The 17,419-nt window shown below is 50.3% G+C and carries 9 protein-coding genes; 8 read left to right on the top strand and 1 reads right to left on the bottom strand.

The genetic code is table 11. The annotated features are described in order from the left end of the window. Positions 1-52 precede the first annotated feature (52 nt). Positions 53-1,060, bottom strand: a complete 1,008-nt coding sequence (locus tag LWL52_RS18705; protein ID WP_242923173.1) for a LacI family DNA-binding transcriptional regulator — start codon at positions 1,058-1,060, stop codon at positions 53-55. 253 nt (positions 1,061-1,313) lie between these two features. Here LWL52_RS18705 and LWL52_RS18700 point away from each other — a divergent pair, with 253 nt between their 5' ends. The 8 genes from LWL52_RS18700 to LWL52_RS18665 all read left to right on the top strand — a co-directional run bounded on the left by LWL52_RS18700 (position 1,314) and on the right by LWL52_RS18665 (position 17,313). Continuing rightward, positions 1,314-4,337, top strand: a complete 3,024-nt coding sequence (locus LWL52_RS18700) for a SusC/RagA family TonB-linked outer membrane protein (RefSeq protein WP_242923171.1) — start codon at positions 1,314-1,316, stop codon at positions 4,335-4,337. Positions 4,338-4,343: 6 nt separating this feature from the next. Continuing rightward, positions 4,344-5,849, top strand: coding sequence for a hypothetical protein (locus LWL52_RS18695; RefSeq protein WP_242923162.1), 1,506 nt, complete (start codon positions 4,344-4,346; stop codon positions 5,847-5,849). Between the two features lie 45 nt (positions 5,850-5,894). Beyond that, positions 5,895-6,299 (top strand): hypothetical protein, encoded by a 405-nt coding sequence (locus tag LWL52_RS18690; protein WP_242923160.1) that lies wholly within the window; start codon positions 5,895-5,897, stop codon positions 6,297-6,299. 177 nt (positions 6,300-6,476) lie between these two features. Then, complete coding sequence (locus LWL52_RS18685; protein ID WP_242923158.1) at positions 6,477-7,547, top strand: hypothetical protein; 1,071 nt, start codon at positions 6,477-6,479, stop codon at positions 7,545-7,547. A gap of 48 nt (positions 7,548-7,595) precedes the next feature. Continuing rightward, complete coding sequence (locus tag LWL52_RS18680; RefSeq protein ID WP_242923155.1) at positions 7,596-10,298, top strand: amylo-alpha-1,6-glucosidase; 2,703 nt, start codon at positions 7,596-7,598, stop codon at positions 10,296-10,298. After that, positions 10,295-12,409, top strand: a complete 2,115-nt coding sequence (locus LWL52_RS18675; RefSeq protein WP_242923153.1) for a DUF2961 domain-containing protein — start codon at positions 10,295-10,297, stop codon at positions 12,407-12,409. The genes LWL52_RS18680 and LWL52_RS18675 overlap by 4 nt, the downstream gene beginning before the upstream one ends. Positions 12,410-12,453: 44 nt before the next feature. Beyond that, positions 12,454-14,478 (top strand): beta-L-arabinofuranosidase domain-containing protein, encoded by a 2,025-nt coding sequence (locus LWL52_RS18670; RefSeq protein ID WP_242923151.1) that lies wholly within the window; start codon positions 12,454-12,456, stop codon positions 14,476-14,478. A gap of 36 nt (positions 14,479-14,514) precedes the next feature. Continuing rightward, positions 14,515-17,313, top strand: coding sequence for a formylglycine-generating enzyme family protein (locus LWL52_RS18665; RefSeq protein WP_242923149.1), 2,799 nt, complete (start codon positions 14,515-14,517; stop codon positions 17,311-17,313). Positions 17,314-17,419: the final 106 nt, after the last annotated feature.

Below are 17,419 nucleotides of genomic sequence, written 5' to 3'. Positions count from 1 at the left end.
AACAGTGTCCGGGCAAAACAGAGGTATACGACTGAGTATTTTATGTTCTCTTTCAAGTAGAAGATCGAACAATAAGTTCACTACTCAGAACTTTCTGATGAAAAGTACTGGACTTTTGCTCAATTTCATCAATCAGCAGTTGTGTGGCCAGTTTCCCAACCTCAAAGCTTGGCTGCATAACAGTTGTTAATGGCGGATAGACCACTTCACTGACCGGATCATTATTATAGCCAACTACAGCGACATCTTCTGGTACTCTGTATCCCAGCTCTTTCAGGTATTTGATGCATAGAATGGCAATGGAATCATTAACGGCAAATATGCCATTCGGCTTATCATCAAGGTTGAATAAAGCATGAATCTTTTCCATCGCATCGAACTGAAAATCTTCGCAATGCAAAATATATTCGTTATTAACTGGGAGGTTATACTTTTTTAGGGCATCTATATATCCGTTCATGCGGTCAATAGCAATAGAGAGGTGCTTAGGGCCTGCAATGTGTGCTATTTTTGTACTTCCCCTCTGGATCAGATGCTCCACCGCCAGAAATGCGCCCTCATGTTGATTGACCGTAACTTTTGTGGCCTCAATATCCTCAAGTGCCCTATCAAAGAAAACAACGGGTATCCCTCGTTGCTGCACTTTCCGAAAAGTCTCTACATCGCTGGTACTTTTAGAAACGGACACAAGTAAACCGTCAATTCGGATAGAAACCAACTTCTTGATGCGAATTGCCTCCTTCTCGGGCGATTCGTCTGATTGGCAGAACATAATGTGGTAGCCCTTAGCATCAGCAGCTTCCATCATGCCAGACAGCGCGTTTGCAAAATAACGGGCCGCAATTACTGGCAATACCACCCCGATAACCTTAGTCTGTTTATTCACCAGGCTTCTTGCAATGAAATTCGGTTCGTAATTAAGCTCCTGAGCAAGGGCAAGCACCTGCTTTTTTGTTTCCGGGTTAATATCCTGTACATCTCGCAAGGCACGGGAAACAGTGGATACAGAAAGCCTCAGCTTTCGCGCCAGATCTTTGATTGTGACTTGTTTATTTAACATTTTCTGTTGGTAGTAGGGTGAGCAATCGACTAAGATCGTTTTTGATAGCTGAGCGGAATAGCGAGAGTGCTCCTGGTAGATTGTTTGACAATAATGATGATTGTAAAACTATTATCAAACAATTGCAAAAAAAAGATCTTGCAATGCGTGCTCTGCAAACGTTACCGGAAACGTTATCTTCAATTAGTCATATATCCATATGTTAAAAGTGATAATCAAAAGACTATATTTGATTAAATAAAACATGAGAGTTATGGCGAAAAAACTTTTACTCACAGTTACTTCTGTTTTTTTCATGATCCTGTCTGTAACAACAGCCTTTGCTCAGCAAAGGCAAATAGCAGGGGTGGTAACAGCTGGTCAGGATAAATTGCCTGGTGCTGTTGCCAGAATCAAAGGGAAAGATTTAGCAACGTCCACAGATGCGAATGGAGAGTTCCGGTTAACCGGTGACTTCAAGTCGTCGGATGTTTTGGTTGTATCCTATGTAGGGTATGTGCCAAAGGAGATACCTATCGGAAACCAGGCGCAGTTTAAGGTGAGCCTGGAACCGGATAACAAAGCCCTGGATGAAGTTATTGTAACAGGTGTTGCCACGGGCACACCAAAGAAGAAGCTAGGTTTTGCAGTCACAAAGGTTGATGCTGAAACCTTGCAAAAAGTACCTGGCACTGACCCGGCAGCGGCACTGCAGGGGAAGGTTGCCGGTGTAAAGATTACCAAAACCAGCGGGGCGCCCGGCTCCGAGAGTGACATACAGTTGCGGGGGGTGAAGACCATTTTCGGCTCTTCCAATCCCCTTGTTATTGTAGATGGTGTTTTAACAACCGGAGGGCTGGCAGACATTAACGTACAGGATATCCAATCGATGGAAGTATTGAAGGGAGCTGCAGCATCATCGCTTTATGGTTCCAGGGCTGCCAACGGTGTTATCAGCATCATTACCAAGCGGGGCAACTCCCTGGCGGCAGGCAAGACCGAGATAGGGGTACGTAGCGAGTATGGCCGCAGCTTTATGGGCTTTGTTCCTGAGAAATCTTCTGCCACCAACAGAATCATCAAGAACAATGAGGAAACCGGTGAGCCCGAAGTAACCAATGTGGGGGCTGATGACCAGATAGTGGACAATGTATACCCCAAAACTTACGATAACGTAAAGCAGTTCTTCAATCCGGGTAGCTATCTCACAAACTACCTGTATTTCAAAGGGAACTCCACTAATAACCGCCTATCAGCATACTCTTCCATTGAAATGACAGATGAGGCAGGCGTAGTGAAATTGGTGAAAGGCCTGGACAGAACAAACGTAAAGCTAAACCTGGATTATAGTCTGACCGATAAGCTCGATTTCACGACCTCCAACTTATATGCACAATCATTAGCTGATAACCGGGCATCGGGCGTATTTGGGCAACTGATGAATACAGACCCTAACGCTGATCTTTACGCGCAGAACGAGGATGGAAGCCCCTACAAGGTAAATGTAAACACGATTGCGCAGGCAGCGAATCCCCTTTACAATATAGCTAATTCAGTAAACGATGCGCGTTCAGAGCGTATGTTGAGCTTTTTTGCTTTGAAATACCGTCCGCTGGAATTTCTGTCTTTCGAGGGTTCTTACGGTACTGACCGCACCCGTTCCGAAAGCTTTTACCTAAGCCCCAAAGGCCGCCTGGATTATAATCTGAATCCCAGCAAAGGCAGTATCTCCCGAAGCAATGCCATTGGCAGGAGCCAGACAGTGCAGTTGGAAGGGTCGTTCTTCAAACAGTACGGTGATTTCAACACCCGTTTCAAGGGGCAGTATATGTACGAGTCGGAAAACAACAGCTACCTGAGCGCAAGCGGTACCGACCTGGGTGTAACAGGCATGGGGCTTACTACCATCGACCTGGCGGCAACCAAGTATGCCAGCTCTTTTGCTTCCAGAACAGTGGCAAACAACCTTGCTGCCCTGACCATGATAGATTTCAAGGACAAGTATATTCTGGACGCTTTGGTGAGAAGAGATGCTTCCTCCAGATTCGGTCCGGAAGTACGTAACCAGATCTTCTACCGGGTGGCCGGTGCCTGGCGTGTAACACAGGATTTCAAGATCAACGGGATTCAGGAGTGGAAGCTGCGGGCTTCTTACGGGGTATCAGGTTTGCGCCCTCCCTTTGAGGCGCAGTACGAGACGTATACCCTGGAGAACGGACTTACCTCTTCGCAATACACCCTGGGTAACAAATACCTCAAGCCCTCCTTCTCCAAGGAGTTTGAAGCCGGCACGGATATCTTCTTCCTCAACCGCTTTAACTTCAGCATGAACTACTCCAGAGCCCGGAATACAGACCAGATTCTGAAAGTGCCGCTTCCGGCGCTTGCCGGTGCGCCGTACAGATGGCAGAATGCCGGAGAGGTGCTGTCGCATGCCTTTGAAATGAGCCTGGGCGGCGAAATCATCAAAAATGAGGCCTTCAGCTGGGAAGCGTCAGCAACTTTTGACAAGATCAGACAAAAGATCAGCAAGCTGGACAGTGAGCCTTACTACCTGAATGGCACCCGTTTCAGGATTGAAGAAGGGATTGAGTTCGGAACCTTATACCTGGACAAATTTGCCAGAAGCCTGGATGAGGTGCGCAACCAGGTGCCCGCCGGAACGGATGTGAACGATGTGTTTGTGCTGAACAACCAGGGGTATGTGGTTCGAAGAACCGAAATAGGCACCGTGAACGAGAAGGCCGTGAAGGTAAGAGACGACAAGGGCAACATTGTGGCGCTACCTACCGCTAATTTCACCCCCGACTTTAATGTAAACCTGGCCAATACCTTCCGCTACAAGAAGTTCTCCTTGTACGGCCTGATTGCATGGCAGCAGGGGGGCAAGGTATACAACCACTCTGTCAGGTACACAACCGAACCAAAGTTTCTGGATCAGTCGGGCAAACCCTGGAACGAAGTGAAGCCTCTGAAATACCTGGATAACAGCGGTCAGGAAGGCGGTTTGCTGGGTTGGGATAACGATAACCTGATCTTTGATGCCACTTTTGTCAAGCTGCGGGAAGTGTCTTTGGGCTACGACATTGCCGGGTTGGAGAAGTATGGGTTTCATAATGTCCGCTTCAGTATTATTGGGCGCAACCTGTTAACGTTCACCAAGTATCCGGGCTTCGATCCGGAGTCTGGTATGGGCAAAGAAGGTGTTGACACGAATGTGTTTAAATTCGACTCGAACGATTCATACCCTACTTTCAAAACCGTGAGCGGCTCCATTTCTTTCAACTTTCAAAAATAAACTGACATGAGAATTTTAAGATATTTTAAATATGCTGTCCTGGTATGTGTTTTATCTATAGCTAGCTCATGCTCGGATGTTTTTGAAGACATTAACGTTAAAAACGAGAACCAGCCCCAGACCTCGGACCTGAAGGACCAGTACTTTGCGCAGATCAAGAACGGCTACGGTGCCTGGTATAATGCCAGCATTGCTGCCAGCCCTGCCATCGGGTTTGCCAGTGCAGACATCGTTACGGCCGGCACCGCCAGCTGGGGATCGGGAACGATGTGGTTCAGGCCACGGACCCCTCTGTTCAACTCCCAGACACCTGACCCGGTCATCATCATCAACTTCGGGGCCTGGTATAACTACTACTCCGGCGTTCCGATTGTCACCAACGTGCTGCGCTCGCTCCAGGACCCGGAGTTTAAGATCATCATCGACAAAAAAGACTATACCAAACGCATTCAGGCACACGGGTACCTGTTGCAGGCCATGCTTTACGGAAACATCGCCTTGCTCTACGACAAAGCCTACCTGTTTACAGAAGACAGCGGAAGCGCCGAAGAATTTGATTACCAGGCGAACACCAAAAGCTACCAGGAACTGATCGCTTTTTCGCTGGACAGAATAGACAAAGCCATCGCCCTGTTAGAGCAGGACATCGATGATCCGGACCCGGAGGAGGTCATGCCGGGCGTCATGTTTACAAAAGCAGACCTGATAGCATTTGCCAACTCCATGGGGGCGCGTTTGCTGGCAAACTCACCCCGCACGCCTGAAGAAGCGGCCGTGATCGACTGGAGCAGAGTGAAAAGCTATGCAGAAAAAGGCATCACCAGCGACTTTAAAGTTCGCTACGATGAGGGCTGGCGCGGCAAAGTAATTAGCCGGGACAATGGCATGAACCACTTTGCCCTGTTTGACTACGACTGGATGCGGGTGAACCAGAAGGTGATCAACATGATGGCCCCTTCCGATCCTGCTGCAAAGTATCCCTGGCCCGAAGGTGTGATGTCGCTTGGTCCGGTAACAAACTCGCCAGACGCGCGCCTTAACGAGTACTTCACTTATTCCAATATCAACAACTGGTTTGCGCAAAGCCGGGTAAGCCGCCCTGGGTATGGCTGGTATATCCTTAGCGAGTATAAGTATACGCGTTATCAGGATGTGGTACGAACCGAGCAGGGCGTTGTAGACCATTACTTACAGGTAGAAAATGACACTTACCTGGCCGAAGCGAAGATACGATTGGGAGAAAGCGGGGCTGCTGAACTGATCAACAGGTCCAGGGTAGGCAAGGGCCACCTGCCACCTGCCACCGACAGCGACAGCGACCTGATGGAAAAGCTGTTTTACGAGCGCTATGTAGAGTCTGACCTGGTGTGGCTGAACCTTGGGTTTTATGATAAGCGCCGCCTTGGACAACTGATGCCCGGCTCAGCATATCATTTCCCGATACCGGCTGATGAGCTGATACAGCATGGGCAGAGCGTTTATACTTTCGGTGGTATCGGAAATGAAAAGTAAGCTTCTGCCATTGTTTTAAAATCCATTCAAAACTTAAAAGCGAAGATGATGAACAGCTATAAAAGTTTCTTTACAAAAATCAGCCATATGTTAATGGCTTTCCTAATGCTTCTTTCTGTTAGCAGCTGCGAACGTGATATGGATGAGGAAATTATTTCCATAACACCCCCTGAACTGCATGTTGTGGTGCATAACGGCACTGACCGGAACGCCAGGGTTGAAGGGGCCACTGTAAAGGTATATGCGTCTGAGCAGGATAGGGCAGGAGAATTAAACCTTGTTGCGCAGGCCATAACAGATGCAAAGGGCGAGGCAGTTTTTGGGAAAGATAAGTTTGTTAAAGGCGTGAATTACTTAACCATCAGCATAGCGGATGTGACGCTGACCGCACAAACGCCCTATATGCTTCAGAACGATGGCGAGACCCTCTTCTGGGTGTCAAAAAATTAAGGTGAGTTGTTAGAATGGAGACTACCTGTGTTCAGCTTTACTGCTGAGCACGGGTACTCACTTTTTTCCTCGCCCGGCGAGGTCATGCCGCTTAGTAAGATGTGCTAACCGGCATGAACGATCGTGCCGAAGCTTGGCGTCTCCTAAAAATCAAGTGCTACCCCTGAATAAATTATCATGCATAAAGTAATCTATACCTGCCTTTTTATACTGTTTTGCGCCGTTGGGTCAAATGGGCAGTCTTCTTACCCGAAGGCCGAACCTGTTACCGTGAAAGTGGCTGTTGTCATTCAGGATCCCAGAATTCCATCGATGGGCAATAAGCGGATGCACGAAGTGCTGACCTCCCCAGGCAACCGGTATAAGTGGCAGGATCCCAGAAAGCTCATGATAGATTACCGGGATAGCCTTAATTCGCTTAGTGGCGGTGCAGTAAACTACCAGATCGTAAACGTGTATGATGACAGCCAGCTTTTTACCCGTTTCGAAAACAGCGACAGGCTTCTCAGCCTGGACGAGATGGTTAAATTGCTTTCTGAGCCGGACTGGGCCACTTTAAAAAAGGAGAACACCAAATTCGACTACAACAAGCTGATCGAACACTACGGGTTTTGCGACATGCGGGACAAAGGCCAGATCAACGAAGTATGGGTATGGACTTTTCCCTACGGGGGTGCCTGGGAGTCTACTTTCGCGGGGAAAAACGCCTTCTGGCTCAACTCTGATCCCGTGCAGAACACCTCCTGTAATGAGCTTTTAACCATCATGGCCCTGAACTATGAGCGGGATATGTCGCTTGCGCTGGAAAGCTACGGACATCGTTTCGAGTCTATTATGCGGCAGGTATACGGCCGCTGGGACCACAAGGCAAAAGACCTGAACAACTGGGAGATCTTTACCTCCTATGACAAAATCACGCCCGGGAAGGCTTATATTGGCAACATCCATTTTCCACCAAACGGGCTAAAGGACTATGATTGGAAGAACCCGGCTCCAGTAAAAACATATGCTGATGCGTGGTTCAGCTATCCCGCGCTTGCAGCAGTGGAGCCGCGGGAAGTGACCTGTGCGGAGTGGGACTGTTCGCACCTGGGATACATGTCCTGGTGGTACCGGCACATTCCTCATTTTGCAGGGATCAATCCAGCAGATGGCCATTTGAACAACTGGTGGTATTACGTGGTGGATTATAACGCTGCCTTAAAGAAGGAAAGCCTCCTGAAAAAGAAACTTAAAAGCACCCGATAAGCTGCCGGCGGTTTCTTATCTTTTTACCAAAACCAATACTGCTCCCTGATGCGAAGGACCCTTATCCAACTTGTTATCTTTTTTCTGGTTGCCCTGCCCTCCTACGGCCAAAAGCCATACCTCTCCAACCTGAAGGCCACGAAAGATTTCCCGCTTTACGCTACCTATGCGGCGGCCATGGAGCGCTCCAATTTTGTGCTGGACGAAGGCTATGAGTTCAGGTATTATGCCGACTCGTTGGGTGTAGATTTTATAACGGACACCGGCGGAGATATTGGACTTGGCTTTAAGTTAAAAAATAAGTGGGTATACAAAGTGAAGGACATGTATAAAGCACCTGTCATCACGGGCAGTTACCCGGATATGGTAAGGTATGAGTTCTACCCCTTTCAAGGAATCAAAGTAGAAGCTTTTTTTGCCGTTCACAGTTCTACCGCTGCCCTGCTTGATATCAAAGTTTACAACGAGACCAGGTCAAAGGCCACACTATCGGTAGTGCCTTTTATGCGCAACAGCTACCGCGCCTTCCGCAATGTCCGCACAGCGGGAAAGATGATCACCTTTGATCATGAAGAATACCCGGATGGATGGACGCTGAGTCATGCACTTCCTTTTACCGATAGCATACAGAATGTCTTTCTGATCTCCGAAAAACCGGCCTTTGCAGGCTCGTTTAGTAGTGAGCACAACGAAGCCCCTGTTATTCCTTTTACAGTTGATTTAGCAGGTAAAACGACCTTGCAGGTAAACGGGAGAACCTATCTGCCGGGAAAAGTACGCATAACGGATGCCGGTAAAACCGTCAGGCTGCAGCTCTTTGTAAATGCAGATTACGCGCAGATGATCACCGAAAAAAGCCCTGTTCTAGGCGAAGCGCAGCCTGTGATTGATAACGGCGGATACTTCCGGCTCGAAACAGCCCTTCTCAACCCGTCAGCAAAGAAGTATACGATTGCCGCACAGTATGGCAACGGCATGAGCGGTGTTACATCGGGCGTGCTGGACGGGAAAACACAGCGGGCCGACGTGCATCTGGAGAAGCAGATTTTGCCGCCATCCGTGGGCGAGCCAACCGTGACGCTTACTTCGGGCGCTGTGGCCCTGCATTGGCAGCCGGTTAAAGCCGGCGTGCGCTATTCGGTGTACCGCAGAGACTATCCCGAAGGGGTATACAAACGGGTGGCGGACCGCATACAAGTCACCTCTTATACAGACACTCACCTAAGAGCAAACGGCGTTTATGGCTATGTAGTGGTTGTGCATGACGGAGACCAGATGAGTATTCATTCTCCGGAAGTGAACAACCTGCCTAAAACGGTTTTCGAGGCTTATGTGCAGGACGGCATCAAGCCTGCTTCGGGGGCAACGTATGCCAAGGTCGTTGCTTTTTGCAAGGAATTGCAACTGAAGCCAGGCAAACCGAGACAGCTCCGGATCGTGCGGGCCGTGGCCCCGAAGAAGGAGGACGGGAAGAAGCTGATGCAGGAGGCGCAAGCCTTGCTTGCACAGGATCTGACGAGCTACCTAAAGTATAATGAGCAGCTGTTCGCGAAAGCCCCGGCGCCGGAATTTGATAACCCGGAAAAAACAGCCCTTTACTGGAGCGCCAGCAATATGATGCGGCAGGTCTTCTATCCGGCAGAAGGAAAATCAGACTATAACTATTATGTCTTCTCGCGTGAGCCTACCTGGGGCTGGGGGCATGGGGGGCAGGTATTCCATGAAAGTATAACCATGCTGGCCTATGCCTATATCGATCCGGTTAGCGCCATGAACTCGCAACGCGTTTACCTGCAGCGGCAATATCCCAACGGGTACATCAATTACCGCACAGGCGCCTACCTGGATGAGATCATTGAATATAACGGGCAGCTTACTTCTTCTGCTCCCTGGTACTCGTGGCTAAACTGGGAGATTTACCGGATCACACAAGATGAGGCGTTTCTGAAAGACATGTATGGGTCCTCAAAAAAGTTCTTCGAGTTTTATGTCCGTAACCGGGATAGCGACAAGGACGGATTATGCGAGTGGGGAGGAGAAGCCATTCTTGAGTCTGTGCGGGATGCTCTGGTGGCTGTTTGGGATGAGGTGGGATACCCCGCCAACTTCGAAAGCCTTGATTTAAACTGCATGCTGGTAATGGAAGCCAAATCCCTGGAAGCCATGGCCCGGAAGCTGGGGCTGGAAGAGGAGGCCAACCACTGGAAAGCGGACCATGAACGACGGGCTGCCCTGATCAATAAAACCTTCTGGGATGAGGAAAATGGCTTTTATTACAATGTGGATAAAGGCACTCACCGGTTCACGTTCAAGAAAGAGAACGACCTGAAGCGCGATGAGATCATCGGTTTCCTTCCGCTCTGGGCCGGCATTGCCTCAAAGCAGCAGGCACAGCGGCTGGTAAGCAAGCTAACAGACCCGGAGCAATTCTGGCGCCCGTACGGGGTACCTTCTCTGTCGGCCAAAGATCCCTATTATAATGCAAAAGGCTATTGGAACGGACCTGTCTGGGTAGAGTGGGATTATCTGATCATGCGGGGACTAATCGACTATGGCTATAAGCAGGAAGCAAAGGAACTGGTAGACCGGGTAGCTTCCGGCATGACGGAGGTGCTGAAAAAGGACCACAACCTTTGGGAGTTTTACAGCCCCGACGAGGCTTGGGGCGGCTACCACCGCACCTACATTTGGGCGGGCATTATCAACAGAATGATGCTGGATACTTACGAGAAAAAACCCCTGGCAAAATGAAAAAACAACTCATACCCGTTCATACTTTCTTTCTGGCCTTTATCTGCCTGCTCCTGAGCCAGTGTGCTTCTGTTAAAAAAGGCACGGGCGAAAGTGAGATCACGTTCAACACCCTGTTGCAGGAGATGGCGGACCGGGAGGCGCTGGCCCGTTACCCTTTCCCGGAGTATACCCTGGCGCAGTTCAGCAGCTACGACCGGGCCATGGTAAAGCCCGGCGACTCGACCTGGTTTGCCAACTGGGACCGTTCCATGTTCATCCGCCAGGAGCTTACAGACGGCCGCAAAGAGTATGTGATGTTCGACACGCTGGGGCCGGGTGCTGTGGTGCGTTTCTGGATGACATTTGACGGGGAAAACAGTGGCAGAGGCATCCTTCGCTTTTACCTGGATGGAAGTAAAGAACCGGTGATCGCAGCCCCGGCTGTTGATGTGCTCAGTGGCACCGTGCTGACAAACGGCCCATTGGCAACCTCTGTAAGCAATGCAACGGACTATAAAATGAGGGGGCACAATTTATACTTGCCCATCCCTTATGCCAAAAGCTGCAAGATCACCTATGAAAGCAACAACATTCAGGATGCAGGCGCGAAGACGGGCGGGGAATCTGTATACTACAACATCAACTACCGCACCTATAAAAATGCCCGGGTAAAAACCTTTACGATGGCAGAAACCGCAGCTGCCAACAAGACCCTCGAAACAGTTCAGCAAAAGCTAAGTGCCAGGGACCGGGGCATGGAAGAGTTAAAGACCGCCTCCTTTCCGATAAGTGCTGAAATAAATGCCGGCAAAACCGTTGAGGTGCCACTTGCAGCCGGCCCGAATGCCGTCCGGAAGATCCAGATAAAGTTGTCGGCAGACAACCTGGCGCAGGCCCTGCGGAGTACAATCCTGGAGATAAGCTTTGACGGCGATAGAACGGTCTGGTGTCCGGTGGGGGATTTCTTCGGAACAGGCTATCAGCTGCGCGCCTCTAACACCTGGTACACGCAAGTAGATACGGTAAGTGGGATGCTTTCAGCCTGGTGGGTGATGCCTTTTGAGAAAGAAGCAAAACTGACCCTGCGCAACCTGGCCGATTTTCCGGTAAAAGCCGAGGGAGATATTTTGACCAGCCCCTGGAAATGGGATGAGAGAAGTATGCATTTCGGCGCCAGCTGGCATCAGTTTACCAACCTGTTTACAGGCGAAATGAAGAACAACGAAGGGGGTGGCGATCCTTTTGACATTAACTATGTGCAGGTAAATGGTAAAGGAACCTATGTCGGAGACGCTATTTCGCTTTTTAACACGGTATATGCCTGGTGGGGAGAGGGGGATGAAAAAGTATACGTTGACGGGGAGAAGTTTCCCTCTCATGTGGGCACGGGCACCGAAGATTATTATGGCTATGCGTGGTGTCGTCCGGAGCGGTTCTCCAACCATCCCTTCATTGCGCAGCCCGACGGAAGCGGCAACTTTGTGCCAGGCTATACGGTGAACATGCGTTTGAGAAGCCTGGACGCCATCCCATTTACCAGTTCTCTCAGATTCGATATGGAGATGTGGCACTGGACACGTGCCCACATCAACTTTGCCCCTGTTTCTTTTTACTACATGCTGCCCGGCGGTAAGGCCAACATTGCCCCGGATGTGAAAGATGCCAGGGAGCCGGTGGTGCTGAAGCGTTCCGACCTGATCTCACCGGTTGTCGCTGCAGGTAAAATCGAGGGCGAGCACATGATCTATGAGCATGCTACCGGCGGAAACTTCCGCTACCAGAACACCAAGAAGTATAACTGGAGTGACAACATGCAGGTTTTCTGGCAGGACACGAAGGAAGGCGACAAGCTTACACTTGCCTTTGTGTCAGACAAGGCGGGGGAATATACGATCGCAGCGCAGCTAACAAAGGCACCGGATTACGGAAAATTCAGGGTCAGCGTGAATGGAAAGCAGAGCGCAAAGGTGATCGATGCTTACAGCGACAAGGTTAGGGTGGAATCGCAGGATCTAGGTCGCTTTCAGGTGCACAAGGGGAGGAACACAGTTGAAGTGGAGGTGCTCAAGGCCAGGCCGAATGAAAAGAAAACAGCCTTCTTCGGGCTTGATTATCTGCTGGTCAGATAAGCTATAGCAGTAAATAAATCATTACACTATCATATTACAACTTAATGAAAAGAATATTGGCTATAGGATTAATGGCCTGGATGGTTGTTGGCCAGGCAAAAGCACAAAACTATACTAATAACAAAGCTCCGCTTCAACCAAAAACATACATCGAGCTGCCCTTGGGCAGCATCAAGCCTAAAGGGTGGCTGCACGAGATGCTCCTGCGGCAGAAGAACGGCGCCAGCGGACAGTTAGACAAGTTATACCCACAGGTGATGGGACCCCGGAACGGCTGGCTTGGCGGCGACGGTGATCAGTGGGAGCGTGGCCCCTACTGGATTGACGGACTGCTGCCGCTGGCCTACATATTGGATGACCAGGAACTGAAGGCGAAAGTGCAGCCCTGGATCGAGTGGAGTATAAACAGCCAGCGGGAAGACGGTTATTTTGGCCCGGCCACAGATTACGGGCCTGAGAAAGGCCTTCAGCGCAATAACGCGCAGGACTGGTGGCCCAAAATGGTGATGCTCAAAGTGCTGCAGCAATACTATTCTGCCACCGGAGATCAGCGGGTGATCAAGCTGATGAGCAACTATTTTAAGTACCAGCTGAAAACGCTGCCAGAAAAACCATTGGGCAACTGGTCGTTCTGGGCGGAGTACCGCTCGGCAGATAACCTGCAGGCAGTTTACTGGCTCTATAACATTACCGGCGAAAAGCATCTGTTAGATCTGGCAAACCTGCTGCACAAGCAAGGATACGATTATGTGGACATGTTCCTGAACAGGGACGACCTGACGCGCATTAACACCATACATGGGGTTAATCTTGCCCAGGGTATAAAGGAGCCTGTGATTTATTACCAGCAGCAACCCGAAGAAAAGTACCTGCAAGCCGTTAAAAAAGCCTTTGCAGATATCCGCCAGTTTCATGGGCAGCCACAGGGGATGTATGGTGCGGACGAGGCGCTGCACGGAAACAACCCCACGCAGGGCTCTGAGCTATGCTCGGCGGTGGAGCTGATGTTCTCCCTGGAGAAGATGATGGAGATCACAGGTGACCTACAGTTTGCCGATCATCTGGAGCGGGTCGCCTTCAATACGTTGCCAACCCAGGTGTCAGATGATTTCATGGTCCGCCAGTATTTCCAGCAGGTAAATCAGGTGCACGTTTCCCGCCATCCCCGAAACTTCGACATCAATCATGGCGAAACAGACCTGGTGTATGGGTTACTCACAGGCTATCCTTGCTGCACCTCCAACATGCACCAGGGCTGGCCTAAATTTACGCAGAACCTCTGGTATGCCACCAAGGATAACGGACTTGCCGCCCTGGTTTTTTCGCCCAGCGAGGTGAGGGCCAAAGTAGGGGACGGCGTGAAGGTGAAGATGACGGAAGAAACGAATTACCCGTTTACCGAAGCCATCACCTTTAAGCTGGCTATAGAAGGCAAGCAGAAGAAAGTAGCCTTTCCCTTCCATGTACGAATCCCATCCTGGAGCAAAAACGCCAAAGTAGCCATCAACGGCAAGCCCTGGTCGGGCGAGGTAAAACCTAACAGCATTATCGTCATCAACCGGACCTGGAAGTCGGGCGATGTGGTAACGCTTGATCTGCCGATGCACATTGAAACCAGCACCTGGTATGAGAACGCCATGGCCGTGGAGCGTGGGCCCTTGGTCTACGCGCTGAAAGTGGAAGAAACCTGGAACAAGAAACCGATAACCGATGACCCGGGCCGGTTTGGCAAAGAGTACTTTGAGGTGAAGCCGGCCTCCAACTGGAACTATGGCATCCTGGACTTTCCGAAGGAGAAGACACAGGAAGTTTTTACAGTAATAAAGAAAGAGACCAAGAATGCCTACCCCTGGAACCTGGCTGGTGCCCCGATCGAGATAAAGGTGAAGGGCAAGCAACTGCCTTTCTGGAACCTGTACAACGAGATGGCCGGACCGCAGCCCTATAGCCGGATGATTTATGGCATATCAGCAATCCAGGAAATGCCCGAAGTAGAACTGACCCTCATACCTTATGGTTGCACCACGCTTCGGGTAACAGAGTTTCCGGTTATCAAGGAATATAAGTAAGCACTCCGGGGAGTGATAAAATAAACAGATGATATTATGATAAGATTAGGACTAAAAAAGGCTTTTGCCGCTCTGCTGGGAGCTGTCGTTATATTTTCGGCGCAAGCGCAGGACCTGCAGAACATCACGTTTGACAGCGGGCAAAAGGGGGTAGAGGCGTTTACGGTTGGAGGCAAAGAGCTGAAGGCTGCGGGAAAGCGTCCTTTGGTTTATTATGAAGTAGATAAAAAAGCGGCTACCAGCCTGCAGCCGGAGCGGAAGGTACAGGTCAGTTTTGAGCAGGACAAAAGCTTTAAGCCGGGCTACAAGGGCAAAATCACCTTTAAGAACAGCTCGCCCGATACTGTCTGGCTATCCAACGTGGTGCCGCTGGGCCGCGAGGGCACGGCCGTTTACATAACAGGCCAGGGCGATCATGCGCTTTCGCGCGCGCATCTGTTCCTTCCCGGCAAGAGCCCGGTGAATGTGATCGTGCCCGATAACGCCTGGGAGCTGGGGTATACCGGGCTGGCGCTGAATAACGGCCTGGCGGTATGCGCACTGGTGCGCCGGGACCTGGCAAGTATGAACAAGGCGACACGTCGCCGTTTTGAGACCGTAATTGCGCCGGGCGGCTCTGTGAAGTATGATTTCTATGCTGATGCTTACGCCGGAGAATGGCAGCAGGGACTCAAAAAACTGTTTCAGGAGCGGTATCTATATGATGTAGCTTCTTTCGACGATACCCTTTTTGAGCGACCGGACCTCAAGTGGATTCGCCATACGTATGTGATGCACCTGTTAATGGGCTGGGATAAGTTCTATTACGACAATGCAGATGATAAATTCCACCTGGCCGAGTTCCTGAAGCGGGGCAAGCGGTTGTATGGTGGCGATGATGCAGTAGGGATCTGGCCTACCTGGCCGACCCTGGGCCTGGACCAACGGAACCAGTTCGATATGTTCCGCGACCTTCCGGGAGGACTATCGCAGGTGCGGCGCACGGCGGACGAAACAAGAAGTATGGGCACTGCCTTTTTCGTTTGCTACAATCCCTGGGATGAAAGCTCCCGAGACGAGGGGCACATGAGCGGCCTGGCCGATATCATCAAAAATACCGGTGCTGATGGGGTGGTGCTCGATACCAAAGGCTCGTCCAGCAAAGAACTGCAGGAAGCAGCAGACGGCGTGAAGAAAGGGGTCGTGATGTATAGCGAGGGTATGGCCGTGCCAAAAGACATGCAGGGTATTGTTTCCGGTCGGGTGCACAATGCGTTATACTATGCGCCGATGCTGAACCTGAACAAGTTTATCAAACCTGAATTTGCCATTTACCGGGTAGCAGAGCTTTATAAGGAGCCCATTCAGCGCGAGTATGCCACTTCTTTCTTTAATGGTTACGGAACAGAGTTGAATATATTTGGTCCCGGCCAGCCTGCCTGGGCAGAGGAACAGTACAAATACCTGGGCCGTACTTCCAGAATTTTGCGGGAGAACACCTATAACTTCACCTCCAAAAACTACACGCCGCTGGTGCCGGTTACAGCCGATAAAGTATATGCCAACAAATGGGTGGATGGCGAGAAGGTAATCTACACCATTTACAGTATTGTGCCGGAGGGTTATAAAGACCTGCTCTTTGAGGTAAAGCCACAAGCTAAAAAGCATTTTGTGGACCTGTGGCACCACAAGGAGCTGCAGCCGGTGAAGAAGGAGGGCAAGTACTATGTAGAGGCCGAGACAGACGCTTTTAACAAATCGTATCTGGGGACCAATAATGAAGGCGAAGTAGACTGTATTGCCGAGTTTCCTGTACTGCTCAAATCCGCTTTAGAGAGTGATCTTCTCTCAGTTAGTACCGACAAGGGAGATGTGATAAAAATATGGGCCGGAGTACCAGACTACGAGAAAAAACCGCTGGAACTGAAGCCCGGAAGCCATCAAATAAGTTTGCTGGACAAATTTGGCCGTTTTGAGGGGAAGTTTGTCATACAGTTGTTTGAGAACGACATTCTGCAGGACGAGAACATCATCGAGGTGAGCCCGGGTACCCCTCGATTAGCCACACATGTAGAAAAAACGCCGGCAAGCGGCAGCAAGCGTGGTATGGTTAAAATTCCGGCCGGCAGGTTTACCTTTCATTCTACCCACGGGGATGATTTTATACCTTACCCAAAGTATAACGAAGGTAAAACGTACCAGATGGCTGCGTTCCTGATGGACAAGCACCCGGTAACCAATGCCCAGTTCCAGGAGTTCCTCAACAAGAGCAAGTATATCCCTGCCGATACGGTAAACTTTCTAAAGCACTGGGTAAACGGAAAGATACCTGCAGGCATGGCGGATTACCCGGTTGTATATGTAAGCTATGAAGATACGCAGGCGTATGCCAGGTGGGCTGGGAAGCGGCTTCCAACCGAGGTGGAATGGCAGTATGCGGCGCAGACGCCCGATGGCAGAGCCTGGCCCTGGAGTGCCAACACAAAGAATATCCGGCGTGAGGAAGAACCTGTAACAAGCTCCCTGACCGTGTTTAAGATTAAAGGAATCGATCCTGCCTACGCAAACCTGGGGAACGGAAAACAAGATCCGGTAGGCAAGTATCCGAAGGGAAAGAACCCTTACGGGCTGCAGGATCTGGTAGGTTCTGTATGGCAACTTACAAACGATATCTACAAAAGCGGCTCCTACGACTACGCCATCATGAAAGGCGGCTCTTACTACAACCCCACTTCCAGCTGGTGGTATGTGCAGGGCGGGCCGCGCGAACTGCACTACCGACAGTTCCTCCTCAGGGTATCAGAGGGTTTTGAAAGAAACTCCACCGTCGGTTTCCGATGCGTGAAAGATATCTAAGTTCCTACACATGCAGCCTCTGCGTTTTGTCAAGTATGGAAGGAAGAAATCCGGAAAGACGCTGCGCAGAGGCTGTAATGTTTTATCTGAGCCTGGGTGGCTCAGT

This window comes from Pontibacter liquoris (genome assembly GCF_022758235.1).
Classification (GTDB): Bacteria; Bacteroidota; Bacteroidia; order Cytophagales; family Hymenobacteraceae; genus Pontibacter; species Pontibacter liquoris.
The sequence above is the reverse complement of the archived record's forward strand: the minus strand, read 5'-3'. Positions and strand labels throughout refer to the sequence as shown.